Source organism: Streptomyces sp. NPDC002138, assembly GCF_040296485.1.
GTDB lineage: Bacteria > Actinomycetota > Actinomycetes > Streptomycetales > Streptomycetaceae > Streptomyces.
Window position 1 is genome coordinate 33,280 of sequence record NZ_JBEOXE010000016.1, and the last position, 16,423, is coordinate 49,702.

Consider the following 16,423-nt stretch of genomic DNA (forward strand, 5'->3'; position numbering starts at 1 on the left):
GGGTGTCATCGCCGCGGCCGCGGGCCCGCGAGGACGGTCAGCGTGCTGATGTTGCGGCCCTCCCTGCGTACGTAGCGGAACTCGTCCACGCTGGTGAGGGCGAGGTGGATGCCGAGGCCCCCGATCCGCCGCCGCTCGGGCGGCAGGTCGGTGGCGGGTGGCAGGCGGCCGGCCACCGGGTCGAACTCCGGTGCGCCGTCCTCCAGGACGATCCTCGCCCGCCCGGCCCCGGCGCGGCCGCGGACCGTGATCCGGCCCTCGCCGCCCCGGTAGCCGTGCGTCACGATGTTCGTCGCCAGCTCGTCCACCGCGAGCCGGAGCCGGTAGGCGGCCCCCCGGTCGAGTCCGGCCGCCACCGCCACCCCCCGCACGAAGTGGGCGATGGCGGTCAGCGAGCCGAGGTCGGCCGGGACGTGCAGCTCGGTGGGGGCGGGCCCGGCGCCGGACGGTCCGGCGGCCGGTCCGGAAAGGCGGGCGCCGCGGTGCGGGCTAGCGCCCATGGGCGCGCTCACTCATCGGACAGGACGATGCTGCGGTCCAGACCCGCCGTCCGGATGGTCCGGGAGACCGGCTCGATCGCGCCGACGACCTTGATGGTGACGTGGTCGGCGATCTTCTGCTGGGCGAAGACCAGGGAGCGCAGGCCGGCGCTGGCCATGTAGCCGACGCCGCCCATGCGGATCTCGACGGTGCTCGTGCCGTGCCCGGCGGCCTTCTCGATGGTCTGGTGGAAGTCGGGCGCGGTGTTGGCGTCCAGTTCGCCCGCCAGCTCGATCACGGTGGTGTCGCCCTCGATGCTCAGGGACACGGAAAGCGGCATGTCAGGTCTCCTTCGGCCGTGCGGTCAGGACGTCTCGGGATCCGGTGCGCGGCCGACGAGGATGACGACCGAGCGCGGACCGATCAGGTACTTGCCTGCGTTCTCCAGTTCGGACTCGCCCCCGGGCGAGCGGATGTCGTGCGGGGCGGTGGCGCTCGTGTCGGCGAAGAGGTGCCAGCTGCGTCCCCCGGGGAGGGCGGGCAGCTCCAGGTCGTGGTGCTCCCAGTGGGCGTTCATGGCGACGTACACGACGTCGTCGTCGGCGGGCCCGCACCGGGCGACCGCCAGCAGGCGGCTCTCGGGCGACCAGTCGGGCTGCCAGGCCCGCTCCCCGTGCCAGCTGATGTCCGGGAGGCCGACGTGGTCGCGGACGAGGCCGGTGGGGTGGGCGGTGGAGCGCAGTTCGCGGTGGTGCTTGCGGAACGCGATCAGCGATCTCGCGAAGCGCAGCAGTTCGGCGTTGTCGTCGACCTGGTCCCAGTCGAACCAGGAGAGTTCGTTGTCCTGGCAGTAGGTGTTGTTGTTGCCCTGCTGGGTGCGGCCGACCTCGTCGCCCGACAGCAGCATGGGGATGCCCTGGCTGGTGAGGAGGATGGCGAGGGCGTTCTTCATCTGGCGCAGCCGGAGCCGTCCCACCTCGGGGTCGTCGGTGGGTCCCTCGGCCCCGCAGTTCCAGCTCTGGTTGTCGTTGGCGCCGTCGTTGTTGTATTCGCCGTTGGCCTCGTTGTGCTTCTCGTTGTACGAGACCAGGTCGGCCAGGGTGAAACCGTCGTGCGCCGTCAGGAAGTTGACGGAGGCGGCGGTACCGCGGCCGGTGTACAGGTCGGGCGAGCCGGCGATGCGGGTGGCGAGCTCGCCGGTGACGCCCGGGTCGCCCTTGAGGAAGCTGCGGACGGTGTCGCGGTACTTGCCGTTCCACTCGGCCCAGCGGCCGTAGGCCGGGAAGTTGCCGACCTCGTAGAGGCCGCCCGCGTCCCAGGCCTCGGCGATGAGCTTGGTGTGCCGAAGGACGGGGTCGTAGGCGAGCATTTCCAGCAGCGGCGGGTTGGGCAGCGGGGTGCCGTCCAGGTCGCGGCCGAGGATGGCGGCGAGGTCGAAGCGGAATCCGTCGACGTGGTAGTCGGCGACCCAGTGGCGCAGGCAGTCGAGCACGTAGTTGCGCACGACCGGGTGGTTGCAGTTGACCGTGTTGCCGGTGCCGCTGAAGTTGAAGTAGTACCCCTCGGGCGTGAGCATGTAGTACGTGGCGTTGTCGAGGCCCTTGAAGGAGATGGTCGGGCCCTGCTCGTTGCCTTCGGCAGTGTGGTTGAAGACGACGTCGAGGATGACCTCGATGCCGGCCGCGTGCAGGTCCTTGATGAGGGTGCGGAACTCGTCGCCCTGCATGCCGTAGCGTCCGGTGGCCGCGTACCCGGCCTTCGGGGCGAAGAACGAGACGGTGTTGTAGCCCCAGTAGTCGAAGAGATGCTCGCCGGTCTCCGGGTTGGAGCGCGGGTTGTCGCTCTCGTCGAACTCGAACACGGGCAGCAGCTCTATGCAGTTGACGCCGAGTTCCTTGAGGTACGGGATCTTCTCGCGCAGGCCCGCGAAGGTGCCGGGGGCCGTCACCCCCGAGGAGGGGTGCCGGGTGAATCCGCGCACGTGGGTCTCGTACACGACGAGGTCGGTGGCGGGGATCCCCAGCGGGGTGTCGTCGCCCCAGTCGAAGTCCTGGAGGCAGACGCGGGAGCGGTACTGGTAGGCCCGGTCCCGGTCCGGTTCGACGCCCCACACGTCGCGGCCGCTGATCAGCCGGGCGTAGGGGTCGGACAGGATCTGGCGGGCGTCGAAGCGGTGGCCGGTGACCGGGTCGTAGGGTCCGTCGGCCCGGTAGCCGTATTCGATGTTCTCGTGGTCGAGGCCGAAGACGGTCATGGCGAAGACGCTGCCGGTGCGGAACTCCTGGGGGAAGTCCAGCTCGGCCATCGGCTCGGGCTCTCCGCGCTTGAAGAGGACCAGCGACATCGAGGTCGCCTGGTCGGAGAAGACGGAGAAGTTGACCCCGCCGGGGACCACGTTGGCCCCGAAGGGGAAGGGCTTGCCCGCGCGGACGCCGTACCCGCTCACCTCGTGGGTCGGGTAGGCGTCGACGCGCAGCACCTGCTCCGAACGGCTCGCGCTCATCGCGCGGCCGGTTTCGCGAGGGCGGCGGCGCCGGCCCGGGCCTTGGCCCTCGCCTCGGCCCGGGCCTCGGCCGCGGCGGCTTCCCCGGTCTCGAAGAAGTCGAGGAAGCCGGTGGCCGACATGACGAACCGGACTTCCTCGCTCACCCCGTGGAGGGTGACGGCGACCCCGGCGTGCTGGGCCTCGCGGTAGACGACGAGCAGGGTCCGCAGTCCCGCGCTGGAGACGTAGGTGACGGCGGTCAGGTCGATGCGCAGCGGGCGGCCCTCGCGGACCAGCGGCAGCAGCGACTGGAGCAGGGACCCGGAGGTCTCGCTGTTGATCTCGCCGGTGGCGACGAGCACGGTGCCCGTCTTGTTCCGGCGTTCCTTCATGCTGAGTGTCATGGTCTTCCCCTCGTGTCGGGGCGCCCCCCGTTGAGCGCTATCGGTTCACCGGCCGCAGCCGGACCTTGACCTTCACCCGCCCCTGGACGTCGGGCAGCCGCACGGTGAGGCCGTCCGCGTCGAAGTCCGTCCACGGCTTCTCGTCGATCTCGACGGACGCGACCTGGACCGAGCCGGCGGGGAGCAGGTCGGGCGAGACGCGCAGCACGCGGTCGGGCAGGCCCGCCGGATCCGGCTGGAAGTGGAAGTCCATCTCCCGGCCGTTGATCAGCAGGTTGTTGTAGACGGCGGAGAGGTAGCACAGCTCCGCCGAGTGGTACATGGACATCGAGTGGCTGCCCTTGAGCCGCTCGGTGCCGAGCAGGTACGGCGTGCCGCTGGCCAGCACGTTGAAGTAGACCGCTCCCTCGTCGTGGTCGAGGAAGAAGGTGTTGTAGAAGGCCTCGGCCTGGCGGCCCTCCCGGAGGAAGTCCTCGTCGCCGAGGGTGCCGTGCAGGATGAGGTAGGCCAGGATGGCCTGCTCCTGCTGCCACCACGCCTTGCGGTCGTGCCAGGCGAAACGATACGTCTGGGCGTCCCCGCTCTTGAGGCGCTCCACGACGTCGTACCAGCCGCCGCGCTGGAGGTCGCTCCCGGCCTCCGGCATGATCTCGCCGATCCGGCGGGCGAGCTCCTCATAGGCGGGCTTCGCCTTCAGGGAGTTCATCCGCATCAGGTTCCAGGCGATCTTGAGGTTGTGTCCGACGACCGCGCGGTTCTGCTGCCAGCTGTGCGTGGTGTCGTGGGACCAGTCGCGGTGGAAGCGTTCCTGGACGAACGGACTGTTCTTGTAGTCCGGGAAGCGCTCCGCGATGGTGTCGAAGGTGTACTCCAGGAAGTCGGCGTACTTCTGCTCGCCGGTCGCCAGGTAGAGGTTGATCAGGTAGGCGGGCGCGTGGTCCCCGACGGAGTTCCAGTTCTTGCGCTCGCGGTTCTCGCCCAGCGACTCGTGGTCGGCGCTGAACAGGATCGGGTCGATGTGCGAGTAGTAGCCGCCGAGTTCGCCGTCGTGGAAGAACTTGTCGAACAGCCGGATGGTGGCGTCCGCGTCGTTCTTGATCCGTACGTCGCCGGTCACCCGGTAGGTCTGGACCGGCCCGGCGAGCGCGTAGATCTGCTCGTACATCGGGATCGCGTCGTAGTCGTCGGAGAACTCCGAGGTGAACAGCTTGCGTTCGCTGTCCCCGTCGACGCTGATGCCGTGGTACCAGAAGACCACGTCCTCCTCGCCGTCCACGACCCGCATGTGCTTGCGCAGGTACTCGGTGCCGCGCTCGGCGACCTCCAGGTACTCGTCCTTGCCGGTCAGCAGGTAGGCCGACGCCATCCCGTAGACCAGGCGGGAGATGGTGTCCGTCTCCTGGACGTGGCTCGCGGTCTTGTCGCCGCCGAGGCGGACCTCCGTGCGGTACTGCGCGAAGTCGACCGGGCCGTCGCCGAACTGGGCGCGCCGGTAGAAGGAGGCCAGCGACTCGATCTGCTTGACCCACCAGCTCGGCTCCTCGAAGCGGTAGTCCTCGGCGCCGCGGCCCAGGAACACCAGCCGCTTGGCCTCGAACCGGCCCCCGTTCTCGGGGTAGTGCACGCCGTAGGCGTAGAGGAAACGGCCGGCCGAGAGCATCTCGTCGATGTGCCCGGAGGCGTCGACGTACGGCTCGTCCAGGTTGCGGACCAGCTCGGCGCTGGGGTCCCCGGCGAGCGAGACGTCGAACTCGCGCCCGTCGGCGGTCCTCAGCAGCAGCGCGCGGGTGGTGGAGTCGAAGCGGCCGACGTAGCCCGCGATGGTGTCGGAGAAGGAGAAGCTCACGGCATCCGCCATGTCATGCACCGTCCTTGTCGGAAGAGCGGTCGGTCACGGAACGGTCTTCGTCCTCGAACCCCTGGCTGACCTCGACGATCACGCCGTCCGGGTCGCGGAGCCACACGGTCCGCCAGCCGCAGATGAAGTCGTCGAAGTCCAGTGGTCCCAGGGTCACTTCGGCCGCGTCCCCCAGCTCCGCGAGGAACGCGTCGACGCTGTCGGTCTGGAAGGCCAGGTGCCGCATCCGGCCCGGGGCCTGCGGGCCGTCCTCGTGCGCCGGGCGGGCCGGGGACGCGGTCGAGCCGAAGAGCTCCAGGTACGCGTCCCCCTTGCGCAGGAACACGATCCGGGCGTCCCCGAGGTCGACCACCCGGGCCCGCGCGAAGCCGAAGTACCGGGTGTAGAACTCCTCGGTGGTCTTCTGGTCGGCGCAGTTCAGGCCCACGTGCGAGAAGCGCATCGCGGCGCCGTCCATCAGGGGGCACCTCCCAGCGGTGGCTGGGGGGCGGTCCCCCGGCCCCGCCCGGCGGCGATCAGGTCGATGATCCGGCGGGCGAAGAGGTGGTGGTGGGCGCCGGTGCGCCCGGTGACCAGGTCGCCGTCGACGACCACGTCCTCGTCGACGTACTCCGCTCCCATGTTGCGGATGTCACCGATGAGGTTGTTGTGGCACACCACCTTGCGGCCGCGGACCGTGCCGGGGATCGACGAGGCCAGCCACATGCCGTGGCAGATGATCCCCTTGAGGACCGTCGGCTCCTCGAAGGCCCGGCGCAGCAGTTCGGTCGCGGGCGCCGGCCGGTCGACGTCCTCGGTGTAGCGCAGCCGGTCGGCGACCATGCCCGAGGGCACGATCAGCGCGGAGTAGCGGCGCAGCTGCTCGTCGCTGAGGCCTTCCAGGCTCTGGTCGGCGGTGAACGGCGCCCGGTACTCGTGGCCGGTGAAGGTCAGCGAGTCGTTGCCCCACAGCCGGGTCAGGAAGTCGACCTCGGCGCCCTCCTCGGCGAATCGGCGGCCGTAGTAGAAGATCTCCGGCTCGTAGAAGTCGCTCTCGATCAGGACCGCGATCCGGGTCCCGGACAGTGCTCCCTCGCGCAGGACGGTGTCAGACACGGGAGGCCCCCTTCAGGAAGTCCGCCGCGCGCTCGGCGATCATCGCGATGGCGGTGTGGCAGTTGCCCGAGGGCACGGCGGGCATCACGCTCGCGTCGACGACGCGCAGGCCCCGTACGCCGTGCACCCGCAGCTCGGGGTCGACCACGGAGAGGTCGTCGACGCCCATCCGGCAGGAGCCGGCCTGGTGGTGGTAGCTCTCCGCCTTCTGCCGTACGAAGCCCCGCAGGTCCTCGTCGGTGACGGCGCCCGGGCCGGGCTGGAGCTCCTGCTTGTACCAGGGCGAGAAGGCGGAGGTCGCGAAGATCTCGCGGGCCAGCTTCACACCCTGGACCATCCGCTCCAGGTCCCAGCGGTCGCCCAGGTAGTTCGGGTGGATCAGCGGGTGGGCCAGCGGGTCGGCGCTCGCCAGCCTGATCCAGCCGCGCGAGACCGGCCGGACCACCCCGGGCAGGATGGACACGGTGTGGGGGTGGTCCTGGCCCACGATCACGTCGAACGGGACGTGGACGAAGGCGATCTGGAGGTCCGGCGCGGGCAGCCCCGGCCGGGAGGACAGGAACAGCGCGCTCTCGGAGAGGTTCTGCGCGGGCGCGGGCAGCTCCTGGGTGACCTCGGCCATCAGGCCCGTCAGGACGTGGTTGTGGAAGTTCTCGCCCACCCCGGGCAGCGCGGCGGTCACCGCGATGCCGTGCGGGCGCAGCCGGTCCGGATGCCCGATCCCGGAGAGCAGCAGCAGCTTCGGGGATTCGATCGCCCCGGCCGCCACGATCACCTCGCGCCGGGCCCGGACGGTGTACGTGCCGGGCTCGCCGCTGCTGCGGTGCGCGTCCGCGACGACCCGGCCCGGGAAGCCGGCCGCCGGGGCGCTCTGGACGTACTCGGCGCCGGTGCAGGTGTCCCCGTCGAAGAGCAGCCGGGTGGCCTGGGCGCCGGTGCGCAGGGTGAGGTTGGGGCGGTCGAGGGCGGGCTCCAGGTAGGCGGCGAGCACGCCCTGGCGGCGGCCGTCGGCGACGTCGATGTGGTGCCAGGCCGTACCGAAGAGCCCGCGCCGGGGCCCGTCGGTGTTGAAGTCCGCGATCTCCTGGTGGCCGAGTTCCACGGCAGCGTCGATGAAGGCGCGGGAGACCGGGTTGGGGTCGTGCCGTCCGGCGTGGGTGACGCGCTGGGGGCCGCTGGTGCCGGTGGTGGCGGCGGTCGGGTCCTCCTGGGCCTCCAGGAGCGAGAAGTAGGGCAGCACGTCCTCGTACGCCCAGCCCGCGGCGCCCTGGTAGGCCCAGTTGTCGAAGTCCGAGGCGTGGCCGCGGATGTGCATCATGATGTAGAGGTTGCTGCTGCCGCCGGGGGCCTTGCCGCGCGGTTCGTAGGTGCGGCGGCCGTCCAGACCGGGCTGCGGGACGCTGGTGTAGCCCCAGTCGACGGGCCCGCCGAGCAGTTTGTACCAGGAGGACGGGTCGTCCACCTCCGGCGGGATGCGGGGGCCGCCCGCCTCCAGGACGAGGACGCTGACGTCCGGGTCCTCGGAGAGCCGGTGGGCCAGGACGCCGCCCGCGGTGCCCGATCCGATGACGATGTAGTCGTATTCCGTCCCGGTCCCGGCGCTGGTCACGGGGCACCCGGCACCTGGAAGGGGACGGTGTCGTGGTAGTTCGCCATGTAGGCGATCTTTCCGTCCACGATCCGGAAGAAGTTCATGACCTCGGCCTCGATGTCCTCGCCGGAGGCGCTCACGGCGGTGAGGTGGGAGACGGCCGCGGCCTTCTCCCCGTCCCCGTCGATGACGAAGTGCACGGGCTCGTTGCGGAAGACGCGGTACATGTCCCCCATGCCCTTCATCATCGAGCGCAGGGTGTCCAGGCCCTCGATGTGTCCGGCGAGCTGCTCGTCCATCACCTGGTCGTCGGCGAAGAGGTCGCACCAGCGGTCCCAGTCACCGGCGTTGGCGTACTGGTAGTACGCGGTCAGGATCCGGCGTACGTCGTCCATCGAGCTCATCCCCATTCCCCCTGTCGGTCCCTGCGGGTGCCGTCCGGCGCGAAGGGCGCCCAGAACTGGCTGAACGCGCTCGCCGAGTCGCCGAAGAGGCCGTCGCGGCCCTCGACGATCCGGCCGTCGCGCCAGCGCATGAAGTGGAAGACCGGATAGTCCATCCGCTCGTACGGGGACCGGCTGCCCTGGTCCGCGCCCTCGCGCAGGGCGACGTTGCGGCACAGGTCGGCGCTGCAGTCCTCGCCGACGAGCACGGCCTCGATGTCCATCCGGAAGGTGCCGCCGGTGAGCTTGTGGGTCTGTCCCATCAGCTCCAGGAAGGCGTCCAGGCTCTCGTACCAGCCGGCCAGCGGGTGGTTGCCCGGCACCAGCCAGCGCAGGTCCTCGGCGTAGTAGTCCAGGATCCGGGCGCGGTCTCCGGAGCCGAGGGCCCGGTAGGCCGACTCGACCCGCTCGCGTGTCACTTCGGTCATCGCTCGTGTCCTTCCCCGGGTCCGGACCCGGTCTCAGAGCGCGCCCGAACCGGGCATCGGCGCCAGCTCGTTGACGGTGTACGCCTTGATGCGCGGCCCCTGGGGACCGGCGACGACCGTCCAGGTCTGGTCGGCGTCGAAACCGAGCCACTGGCTGCGGGCGCCCGGCGGGTCCCAGATCTTGGCCTGCCAGTTGACGAGGACGCGCACCACCGCGCGGTCGCCCTCGATGACGGGCTCCACCTTGGTGACGGTGTGCACCTCGTCGAAGAAGCGGTGGGTGACGGCCGCGTACCAGCGGCCGAAGCCCTCGTGGCCGAGGAAGGTGTCCTCGGGGACCTTGAACTCCAGGTCCGCGGTGATGAATCCGAGCACCTGGTCCAGCGGAAGGTGCTGGTCCAGCGCCCCGTACCACGCGTCGGTGAAGGCGCGGATCGCGTCCTCGGTCAGCCGCTCGACGGGCATGCCGGTCTCCTCCTTGTCAGGGTGTGCACGGTCGGTCGCTCAGATCTGGATGTCGACGAGGAACGGGCCCGGGTGCTCGAGCATCCGGCCGACGGCCGCGGCCGCCTCGTCCGGCTTCTCCACCCGCATCCCGCCCGCGCCCAGCGCCCGGGCCAGCCCGGCGAAGTCGATCTCGGGGCGGGAGAGGTCGAAGGAGCCGGGGAACCCGTGCGCGGGGATGTCCCGCTCGCGCCAGTACTGGGCGATGTTGTCGTCCAGCAGGCGGTACTTGCGGTTGTTGCACACGACGAACTTGGCGTCGATGCCGTGCCGGGCGGCGGTCCACAGCGCCTGGTAGGTGTACATCGACCCGCCGTCGCCCGCGAAGCCGACCACCGTCCGGTCGGGGCGGGCGAGTTTGGCGCCGACCGCGCCCGGGAAGCCGACGCCGAGGGAACCGCCCCGGGTGAGGTGGTAGTCCCCGGGCCGCTCGGGCGGCAGATACCGGGTGACCAGCGGGGAGGTGGTCAGCGCCTCGTCGAAGACGATCAGGTCGCCCCCGGTCCGCTCGGCCAGGGTCCGCAGGAAGACGGCCATCGGCGTACCGTCCTCCGCCTCCCCCGCGCCGCCGGGACCGGCGTCGCGGCCCGCCAGGGCCCGCTCCCGGGTACGGGCGTCCAGCCGGGCGGCCGCCGCGGCCCGCCGCTGCGGGGTCAGCAGGCGCTCCAGTACGCCCGCCAGCGCGCGCAGCGCCCGTTTCGGATCCGCGGCGAGCCCGAGGTCCACGGGGTGGTTCTTGGCGATCTCGTAGGCGTCGAGGTCGATGTGGACGACCTTGGCGCCCGGCCGGAAGGGGCTCTCCAGCTCCGGGAAGACCTCCGGGAAGACATAGGTGCCCACGATCAGCACCCCGTCCGCCCCGGCGACCAGCTCCTTGCTGTGCGGGCCGAACATGTGGCCGCTCTGCCCGCGCCGCAAGGGGTGCGAGGCCGCGATGTTGACCTCCGAGGAGTCGACCTCGTACACGTCCGCGCCCAGCAGCTCGGCGACGGCGGCGAGTTCGGCCTGGGCCCCGGAGAGCGCGACCCCGTCCCCGATGAGGACGACGGGCCGCTCGGCGGCGGCGAGCAGCTGGGCCGCCCGTCCGACCGAGGCCGGCGAGGGCTCCACATCGGTCAGCGGCACGGTGGCGGGCAGGACGGGCTCGGCGTTCGGCTCGTCCAGCACGTCCATCGGCAGCGCCACGAACACCGGCCCGCGCGGCGGGGTCATGGCGATCTTCACGGCCCGCCTGACCGTGCGCAGGACGGAGCGCGGATCGGTGACGCGGGTCGCGTACTTGGTGACCGGACGGGCCATGGCGACCAGGTCGGCGGCCATCTGCGCGTCCATCGCGTCGTAGCGGACCCCGGCGTCGCCGGCGATCACCACGAGCGGGGTGTGGCCGCGCAGGGACTGGTACAGCATGCCGATCCCGTTGCCCAGACCCACACCGGAGTGCAGCTGGAGCAGCGCCGGACCGCCGGTGGCGCGGGCATAGCCGTCGGCGATGCCCGCGGCCACGGTTTCCTGGAGGGCGAGGACGTAACGGAAGTCCGCCGCCGCGTCGGCGGCGTCGAGGAATCCCTGTTCCACCGTCCCGGGATTTCCGAACATCACCGTCAGGCCGTCGGCCTTGAACTGCTCGATCAGCCTTTCCCGTCCGGGAGTGGCTTCCATGAATTCCCCCTCGGTTCACGCGGGTTGCGCAATCGTCGTCCCACTACCATCCGTATCGGGTGAGACCGTCCTCCAGGACTTCCACGATCTTCTGCCCGGTGAGATACGAATCCGGCGTCGAACGGCCGGTGACGAAGGGGAAGTCGACGACGACCGAGAGCGGCTTGCCGAAATTCCCGTGGTACGCCCCGCGCGGGCCGGTGGCATCGCGCAGGATGTATTCCAGCGGATACGGCGGGGGGCCCATGTTGAAGTCGGTACCGAGGAATCCGGTGCCGTCCTTGTAGTCGTATTCCTTGCAGTGTCCGGTGACGTGCTTGCCCCAGATGATGCTGCGGCGGTCGCCCCAGTCGCGGGCGAAGGCCAGGCAGGCCACGCCGTAGCACTCGGCGGCCACGACCTTGCCCGCGTCACGGAAGGCCAGGATCAGGGCGTGGACGCGCTCGTTGTTGGCGAGGTCGGCGATCGGTCCGCTGCCGCCCACGATGAGCAGGGCGTCGTAGCCGTCGATGTCGGCCCGCAGTTGGTCCAGGTCGCGGTGGTACTGCTCCAGCTTGCGCAGATAGCCCTCGTCGCTCGTGTACGGGCGCTCGGGTGCCCATGCCTCGATGTCGAGCGGGGAGTCCAGCCGGCTCGACTGCTCGAACTCCCGCCCCAGCCGGGCGTTCTCCTCGGTGGTGACCGAGCGCCCCAGCGGAGGGTCGATGTAGTGCGCGTCGAGGCTCGGCGGAAGGGCGTGCGGGCGCTTCCCGGTCGGGGTGGCGAATACGACGTCGTAGCCCCGCTCGTCGAACTTCGATACAGGACCTATGAGTTCCTCGGCCCAGTAACCGTGTTCGGAGACAATGACCAGAATCTTTCTGCTCACGGATTCCTCCAGGCGCCGCCTGTTGTCGTTGGCGTCCCCCACCCTGCTTCCGTCCCGGGCCTGCGTCAAAGCGCCGGTGTGCGACTACGTGAGGTAGATGCCCAGGTCATGCGGGCACCTCACGAAGTCGTGCGGCGAGTTCAGGAAGTAGCCGCCGGACTACCTGACTTCGGCCGAATCCGTGAACCGCGCACCGGCGCCCGTCCTATGGTCTGGACGCCGAGGTGACGGCAGGCCGAAGAGAGGGACGGGGCCGATGGAAAGTCAGTGCGCGCACATCGATCACATACGTCCGGTGAAGCCCTCCGCGGAGGGCTGTGAGGAATGCCTGGCCCTGGGCGAGGGCTGGGTCCACTTGCGGATGTGTCTGGGCTGCGGCCACGTGGGGTGCTGCGACTCCTCGAGGAACCGCCACGCCACCCGCCACTTCCGGGCCTCCGGCCACCCGATCGCGGCCTCGCACGAGCCCGGCGAGTACTGGGCGTGGTGCTACGCCGACCAGCTCATGCTGGACCCGGCGTGAACGCCGCCCCCGGCCGGCCCTCCCCCGGCCCCACGTCCACCCCCGCCGCGGCCGCGGCGACCGCCGCCCGGGTGGAGAGCCGCAAGCCCGTCATCCTGGCCGTCGACGACGACCCGCAGGTGCTGCGCGCGGTGCGCCGGGACCTGCGCAGCGCCTACGGGGACCGCTACCGGGTGCTGGGCGCGTCCTCCGCGGCCGACGCCCTGAAGATCCTCGACTCCCTCGACGAGCGCGGCCACGACCCGGCGCTGTTCCTGGTGGACCAGCGCATGCCGGACGTCACCGGCGTGGAGTTCCTCCTCGAGGCGGTCTCCCGCTTCCCGGACGCCCGCCGCGTGCTGCTGACCGCCTACGCCGAGACGGACGCGGCGATCACCGCGATCAACCGGGTCCGGCTGGACTACTACCTGCTCAAGCCCTGGGACCCGCCGCACGAGCGGCTCTTCCCGGTCCTGGACGACCTGCTGTCGGACTGGCTCGCCACCTACCGCCCCGCCTACGACGGGATCATCGTCGCCGGTCATCTCGTGGCCCCCGGCACGCACGCCGTGCGGGACTTCTTCACCCGCAACGGCCAGCCGTTCCGCTTCCTGAACGTCGAGCGGGACCCGGAGGCGCTGACCCTGCTCACCGCGCAGCCCGGCGCCGCGCTGCCGCTGGTCCGCTTCCCCGACGGCGCGGTGCTCTCCGCGCCCTCGGACACCGAACTGGCCGGGCGCCTGGGCCTCGCCACGACCGCCTCGCGCCCGCACTACGAGTGCGTGATCGTCGGCGCGGGCCCGGCGGGGCTGGCCGCTGGGGTGTACTCCGCTTCCGAGGGCCTGACCACGCTGATGCTGGACTCCCGGGCGCCGGGCGGCCAGGCGGGCACCTCCAGCCTGATCGAGAACTACCTCGGCTTCCCCTCGGGCCTCTCCGGCGGGGACCTGACCCGCCGGGCCACCATCCAGGCCTCCCGGTTCGGCGCCGAGATCCTCCACCCGGTGGAGGTGGTCTCGCTGACCCGCGACGATCCGGCGAAGATCCTGACCCTGGCGGACGGTACGGAGATCAGCGCGGAGACGGTCCTGCTGGCGACGGGGGTGGCGTACAACCGGCTGGAGGCCCCGGGCGCGGACCGCTTCGAGGGCGCCGGGCTGTACTACGGCGCGGCCACGACCGAGAGTTCGGCCTGCATCTCGCAGCACGTCTTCATCGTGGGCGGGGCGAACTCCGCCGGGCAGGCGGCGGTCCACTTCGCCAAGTACGCGGCCCGGGTGACGGTCCTGGTCCGGGCGGCCTCGCTCGACGACAGCATGTCCCGGTACCTGATCGACGAGATCGGACGGACCCCCAACATCGAGGTCAGGGTCCGCACGACGGTGGTCTCGCTCGACGGCGACGAGCACCTGGAGCGGATCGTGCTGCACCACGCGGACACCGGGCAGGACACCGAGGTCCCGGCGCGCTTCATGTTCACGTTCATCGGCGCCCGCCCGCACACCGGCTGGCTGGCCGGGGTGGTCGAGCGGGATCCGTACGGCTTCGTCCTGACCGGCTCGGACCTGATCTCCAACGGCGGTGAAATGCCCGCCGAGTGGAGCCTGGAGCGGGCTCCGTACCCCTTGGAGACGAGCGTTCCCGGGGTCTTCGCGGCGGGCGACGTCCGGGCCCATTCGGTCAAGCGGGTCGCCTCGGGGGTGGGCGAGGGTGCGATGGCGGTGTCCCTGATCCACCGCTACCGCTCGATGGGCTGAGAGCGAACAGGGGCCGGAACCCCCGCGAGCCGCTTGCGATCAAGAAGGTATCGGATGCAACGTTAATTACATGATTACAGCCGAGCAGAACGAACAGCTCCGCGCCTGGTTCGCGGAACGCCTTCCGGTGGACGTCTACGAGTCCCTGGCCGAGGTCACGGTGGACCGCGAGGAGATCACGGTCGTCGGCACCCTCCCGGCCAACGAGTCGGTCAAGGAGTTCCGCGAGCGCACCCGCGAGCAGCGCATCGAGGTGGCCCGGGCCGCCGAGGAGCTCTACCGCCGCAAGGTGGCCTGGGGGGTGCGGTCCGGAGAGGACACGACCCTCTTCACGCACCTCGCCGTCCCCGTGATGACCCGGCTGCGCCAGTCCGAGCGCGCCGTGCTCGACACGCTGGTCGCGGGCGGCGTCGCCCGCAGCCGGGCCGACGCGCTGGCCTGGTGCGTCCGGCTCGTCGAGAAGAACACGGACACCTGGCTCGCCGACCTGCGGGGCTCGCTGGAGAAGGTCCAGCAGGTCCGCGCGCAGGGCCCCGACCAGGCGGAGGCCGCGAAGCCGGACTCCGGCGACTCCAGGAAGTCCGGGTCCGAATGACGGAAAGCGCGGCCGGGCACAGATGATCGCGGAAGGGTAGCCGCGAACACCCGAACCCAGGGAGAGGCACGCACACCATGACCACGACGGTCGAATACATCCGCTACCGGATCGCACTGGACGACCAGCCGGCCTTCGAGGACGCCTACCGGCGTGCGGCCGAGGCCCTGGCCGCCTCGCCCGAGTGCGTCGACTACGAACTGGCGCACTGCGAGGAGGAGCGCGAGCGCTACATCCTCCGGATCCGCTGGACCTCGGTCGACGCCCATCTGAACGGCTTCCGCAAGGGCGAGCACTTCCCGGCGTTCTTCACCGCGATCCGCCCGTTCGTGACCGCCATCGAGGAGATGCAGCACTACCTCGTGACCGATGTCGTGGGCACGGGAAAGGCTTCCTGAACGTCATGAGCACGCCGACGATCTACGAGTGGATGGGCGGGGCCGAGGCGATGAACCGCCTCACCGACGTCTTCTACTCGTACGCACTGCAGGACGGGATCCTCGCCCCCGTCTTCGCGGGCATGGACGCCGAGCACCCCCGGCACGTCGCGGTCTGGCTGTCCGAGGTCTTCGGCGGCCCGGCCGAGTACTCGGCCCACCACGGCGGCCACCAGCACATGGCCACCAAGCACCTGGGCCGTGCGATCACCGAGAAGCAGCGCCGCCGCTGGGTGGACCTGCTGCTCGACACGGCCGACGAGGTCGGCCTGCCGACCGACCCCGAGTTCCGGGCGGTGTTCGTCTACTACATCGAGTGGGGCACCCGGATGGCGCTCATCTACTCCGGGCCCAACCCGCCCCCGGTGGACGCGGCCAAGATCCCGGTGTGGTCCTGGGGCCAGACCCCGCCGTGGGTGCCGAAGGCCGCGCGGGAAACGGCCAAGGAGGACTGACCGGTCAGCTCCGGCGCGGAGGCGGCCCCGGCTTCGGCCGGGGCCTGTCGCCGGGGTCCGCCAGCAGGACGGTCAGCGCGCCCTCGGTGGAGTTCCGCCAGAAGTCCACGGCCTGCTCCAGGACGTCCTGGAAGGTTTCCCAGTCCCCCGGCCGGGCCTGCGCGTAGCCGCCCCAGGACGTCACGGCCAGCAGCCGCCCCGACGCCGCGGGCAGCCAGGACAGATCGATCAGGCAGTCCGCCAGCGCGTCCCAGTTCGCGCCGAAGTGCTCCGGGAGCCGCAGCGCCTCCCCGCACCGCCGCATCAGCTCGGCCTTGCTGCGCACGCCGTCCAGATCGAGCCGTACGACCATCCAGCCGGCCTCCTCGGCGGCCGCCAGGGCCGGGGCGAGGGCGCGGGGGTCCAGGGTCATCGGAGAACCGCCTTGAAGGTCGAGTAGTGGTCGTCCGTGTAGAAGAACTCGCTGCCCTGACCGGTGATGATCCGCCGCGCGCCGCGGTCCCGGGAGCCGGGGGTCTTCACCGTGAACTCGTGGTAATAGCCGCGCTTCTGCTGCGGCAGGACCTTCTCGAAGTTCCCGAAGACGGTGTTGTCCTGCCGGTAGGGGTACGGGCCGCCCTTGTCGATGAGCGCGAGCGTGTCCCGCGCCTGCTCGGGCAGCTCCGCGGCCCGGACGGTCTTCATCCCCTTCGCCCAGCCGGGGGTGGCGCTCGTACGCGGCGAGGCCGAGCCGCTCGGTGAGCCGCCGGCCGGCGCGGGGTCCTTCTTCCCGGCGCAGCCCGCGGCGCCCACCAGGGCGACGCAGAGGAACACGGCCCCGAGCAGGCGCAGCAACTGGCGGGGCACGCTCCGGAAGATCATG

The 16,423-nt window shown here is 70.8% G+C and carries 20 protein-coding genes; 5 read left to right on the forward strand and 15 right to left on the reverse strand.

The window, feature by feature from the left end; genetic code table 11:
* Nucleotides 1-5: 5 nt before the first annotated feature.
* From ABT084_RS13190 to ABT084_RS13250, 13 genes are read right to left on the reverse strand one after another with little or no spacing between them, the layout of a single operon-like run.
* Nucleotides 6-500, reverse strand: a complete 495-nt coding sequence (locus ABT084_RS13190; protein WP_351041976.1) for an ATP-binding protein — start codon at nt 498-500, stop codon at nt 6-8.
* A gap of 8 nt (nt 501-508) precedes the next feature.
* On the reverse strand, nt 509-820 hold the full coding sequence (locus tag ABT084_RS13195) for an STAS domain-containing protein (protein WP_351041978.1): 312 nt from the start codon (nt 818-820) through the stop codon (nt 509-511).
* Nucleotides 821-844: 24 nt separating this feature from the next.
* Nucleotides 845-2,983: a glycogen debranching protein GlgX gene (gene glgX / locus ABT084_RS13200; protein ID WP_351041981.1), complete on the reverse strand. Its 2,139-nt coding sequence runs from the start codon at nt 2,981-2,983 to the stop codon at nt 845-847.
* On the reverse strand, nt 2,980-3,369 hold the full coding sequence (locus ABT084_RS13205; RefSeq protein ID WP_351041984.1) for an STAS domain-containing protein: 390 nt from the start codon (nt 3,367-3,369) through the stop codon (nt 2,980-2,982). The genes glgX and ABT084_RS13205 overlap by 4 nt, the downstream gene beginning before the upstream one ends.
* Nucleotides 3,370-3,406: 37 nt before the next feature.
* Entirely contained in the window at nt 3,407-5,227 is a 1,821-nt protein-coding gene (locus tag ABT084_RS13210) for an AGE family epimerase/isomerase (protein WP_351041986.1), read from the reverse strand.
* A gap of 1 nt (nt 5,228) precedes the next feature.
* On the reverse strand, nt 5,229-5,684 hold the full coding sequence (locus tag ABT084_RS13215; RefSeq protein ID WP_351041989.1) for a VOC family protein: 456 nt from the start codon (nt 5,682-5,684) through the stop codon (nt 5,229-5,231).
* Nucleotides 5,684-6,322 carry a DJ-1/PfpI family protein gene (locus ABT084_RS13220; protein ID WP_351041992.1) on the reverse strand — a complete coding sequence of 213 codons (639 nt, stop codon included), beginning with the start codon at nt 6,320-6,322 and terminating at the stop codon, nt 5,684-5,686. The genes ABT084_RS13215 and ABT084_RS13220 overlap by 1 nt, the downstream gene beginning before the upstream one ends.
* Nucleotides 6,315-7,931, reverse strand: a complete 1,617-nt coding sequence (locus tag ABT084_RS13225) for a GMC family oxidoreductase (RefSeq protein WP_351041995.1) — start codon at nt 7,929-7,931, stop codon at nt 6,315-6,317. Before ABT084_RS13225 ends, ABT084_RS13220 begins: the two co-directional genes overlap by 8 nt.
* A complete protein-coding gene (locus ABT084_RS13230; protein WP_351041998.1) occupies nt 7,928-8,317 on the reverse strand; it encodes a nuclear transport factor 2 family protein in 390 nt (129 codons plus the stop codon). The genes ABT084_RS13225 and ABT084_RS13230 overlap by 4 nt, the downstream gene beginning before the upstream one ends.
* Nucleotides 8,314-8,784, reverse strand: coding sequence for a nuclear transport factor 2 family protein (locus tag ABT084_RS13235; protein ID WP_351042001.1), 471 nt, complete (start codon nt 8,782-8,784; stop codon nt 8,314-8,316). The genes ABT084_RS13230 and ABT084_RS13235 overlap by 4 nt, the downstream gene beginning before the upstream one ends.
* A gap of 33 nt (nt 8,785-8,817) precedes the next feature.
* Complete coding sequence (locus tag ABT084_RS13240) at nt 8,818-9,249, reverse strand: nuclear transport factor 2 family protein (RefSeq protein WP_351042004.1); 432 nt, start codon at nt 9,247-9,249, stop codon at nt 8,818-8,820.
* Nucleotides 9,250-9,288: 39 nt separating this feature from the next.
* Entirely contained in the window at nt 9,289-10,947 is a 1,659-nt protein-coding gene (locus ABT084_RS13245) for a thiamine pyrophosphate-binding protein (protein ID WP_351042007.1), read from the reverse strand.
* Nucleotides 10,948-10,990: 43 nt separating this feature from the next.
* Nucleotides 10,991-11,815, reverse strand: a complete 825-nt coding sequence (locus ABT084_RS13250) for a type 1 glutamine amidotransferase domain-containing protein (protein WP_351042010.1) — start codon at nt 11,813-11,815, stop codon at nt 10,991-10,993.
* Nucleotides 11,816-12,071: 256 nt separating this feature from the next.
* Here ABT084_RS13250 and ABT084_RS13255 point away from each other — a divergent pair, with 256 nt between their 5' ends.
* From ABT084_RS13255 to ABT084_RS13275, 5 genes are all read left to right on the forward strand, one after another.
* Nucleotides 12,072-12,338, forward strand: coding sequence for a UBP-type zinc finger domain-containing protein (locus tag ABT084_RS13255; protein ID WP_351042013.1), 267 nt, complete (start codon nt 12,072-12,074; stop codon nt 12,336-12,338).
* A 71-nt stretch (nt 12,339-12,409) separates the two neighbouring features.
* Complete coding sequence (locus tag ABT084_RS13260) at nt 12,410-14,074, forward strand: FAD-dependent oxidoreductase (protein ID WP_351042215.1); 1,665 nt, start codon at nt 12,410-12,412, stop codon at nt 14,072-14,074.
* A gap of 70 nt (nt 14,075-14,144) precedes the next feature.
* A complete protein-coding gene (abmR, locus tag ABT084_RS13265) occupies nt 14,145-14,669 on the forward strand; it encodes an ATP-binding transcription factor AbmR (protein WP_351042016.1) in 525 nt (174 codons plus the stop codon).
* 77 nt (nt 14,670-14,746) lie between these two features.
* Nucleotides 14,747-15,067 carry a putative quinol monooxygenase gene (locus ABT084_RS13270; RefSeq protein ID WP_351042019.1) on the forward strand — a complete coding sequence of 107 codons (321 nt, stop codon included), beginning with the start codon at nt 14,747-14,749 and terminating at the stop codon, nt 15,065-15,067.
* Between the two features lie 5 nt (nt 15,068-15,072).
* Entirely contained in the window at nt 15,073-15,561 is a 489-nt protein-coding gene (locus ABT084_RS13275; protein ID WP_351042021.1) for a group II truncated hemoglobin, read from the forward strand.
* A gap of 4 nt (nt 15,562-15,565) precedes the next feature.
* Here the strand turns inward: ABT084_RS13275 and ABT084_RS13280 are convergent, their stop codons facing one another.
* On the reverse strand, nt 15,566-15,973 hold the full coding sequence (locus ABT084_RS13280) for a barstar family protein (RefSeq protein WP_351042024.1): 408 nt from the start codon (nt 15,971-15,973) through the stop codon (nt 15,566-15,568).
* A complete protein-coding gene (locus tag ABT084_RS13285; RefSeq protein WP_351042027.1) occupies nt 15,970-16,422 on the reverse strand; it encodes a guanyl-specific ribonuclease in 453 nt (150 codons plus the stop codon). Before ABT084_RS13285 ends, ABT084_RS13280 begins: the two co-directional genes overlap by 4 nt.
* Nucleotide 16,423: the final 1 nt, after the last annotated feature.

What these genes read in the sequence shown, in the direction of transcription:
- abmR (WP_351042016.1), top strand. Translation starts at nt 14,145, where the DNA reads ATGATTACAGCCGAGCAGAACGAACAGCTCCGCGCCTGGTTCGCGGAA.
- ABT084_RS13230 (WP_351041998.1), bottom strand. Translation starts at nt 8,317, where the DNA reads ATGAGCTCGATGGACGACGTACGCCGGATCCTGACCGCGTACTACCAG.
- ABT084_RS13280 (WP_351042024.1), bottom strand. Translation starts at nt 15,973, where the DNA reads ATGACCCTGGACCCCCGCGCCCTCGCCCCGGCCCTGGCGGCCGCCGAG.
- ABT084_RS13205 (WP_351041984.1), bottom strand. Translation starts at nt 3,369, where the DNA reads ATGACACTCAGCATGAAGGAACGCCGGAACAAGACGGGCACCGTGCTC.
- ABT084_RS13210 (WP_351041986.1), bottom strand. Translation starts at nt 5,227, where the DNA reads ATGGCGGATGCCGTGAGCTTCTCCTTCTCCGACACCATCGCGGGCTAC.
- ABT084_RS13270 (WP_351042019.1), top strand. Translation starts at nt 14,747, where the DNA reads ATGACCACGACGGTCGAATACATCCGCTACCGGATCGCACTGGACGAC.
- ABT084_RS13215 (WP_351041989.1), bottom strand. Translation starts at nt 5,684, where the DNA reads ATGGACGGCGCCGCGATGCGCTTCTCGCACGTGGGCCTGAACTGCGCC.
- ABT084_RS13275 (WP_351042021.1), top strand. Translation starts at nt 15,073, where the DNA reads ATGAGCACGCCGACGATCTACGAGTGGATGGGCGGGGCCGAGGCGATG.
- ABT084_RS13240 (WP_351042004.1), bottom strand. Translation starts at nt 9,249, where the DNA reads ATGCCCGTCGAGCGGCTGACCGAGGACGCGATCCGCGCCTTCACCGAC.
- ABT084_RS13245 (WP_351042007.1), bottom strand. Translation starts at nt 10,947, where the DNA reads ATGGAAGCCACTCCCGGACGGGAAAGGCTGATCGAGCAGTTCAAGGCC.
- ABT084_RS13285 (WP_351042027.1), bottom strand. Translation starts at nt 16,422, where the DNA reads ATGATCTTCCGGAGCGTGCCCCGCCAGTTGCTGCGCCTGCTCGGGGCC.
- ABT084_RS13255 (WP_351042013.1), top strand. Translation starts at nt 12,072, where the DNA reads ATGGAAAGTCAGTGCGCGCACATCGATCACATACGTCCGGTGAAGCCC.
- ABT084_RS13235 (WP_351042001.1), bottom strand. Translation starts at nt 8,784, where the DNA reads ATGACCGAAGTGACACGCGAGCGGGTCGAGTCGGCCTACCGGGCCCTC.
- ABT084_RS13195 (WP_351041978.1), bottom strand. Translation starts at nt 820, where the DNA reads ATGCCGCTTTCCGTGTCCCTGAGCATCGAGGGCGACACCACCGTGATC.
- glgX (WP_351041981.1), bottom strand. Translation starts at nt 2,983, where the DNA reads ATGAGCGCGAGCCGTTCGGAGCAGGTGCTGCGCGTCGACGCCTACCCG.
- ABT084_RS13190 (WP_351041976.1), bottom strand. Translation starts at nt 500, where the DNA reads ATGGGCGCTAGCCCGCACCGCGGCGCCCGCCTTTCCGGACCGGCCGCC.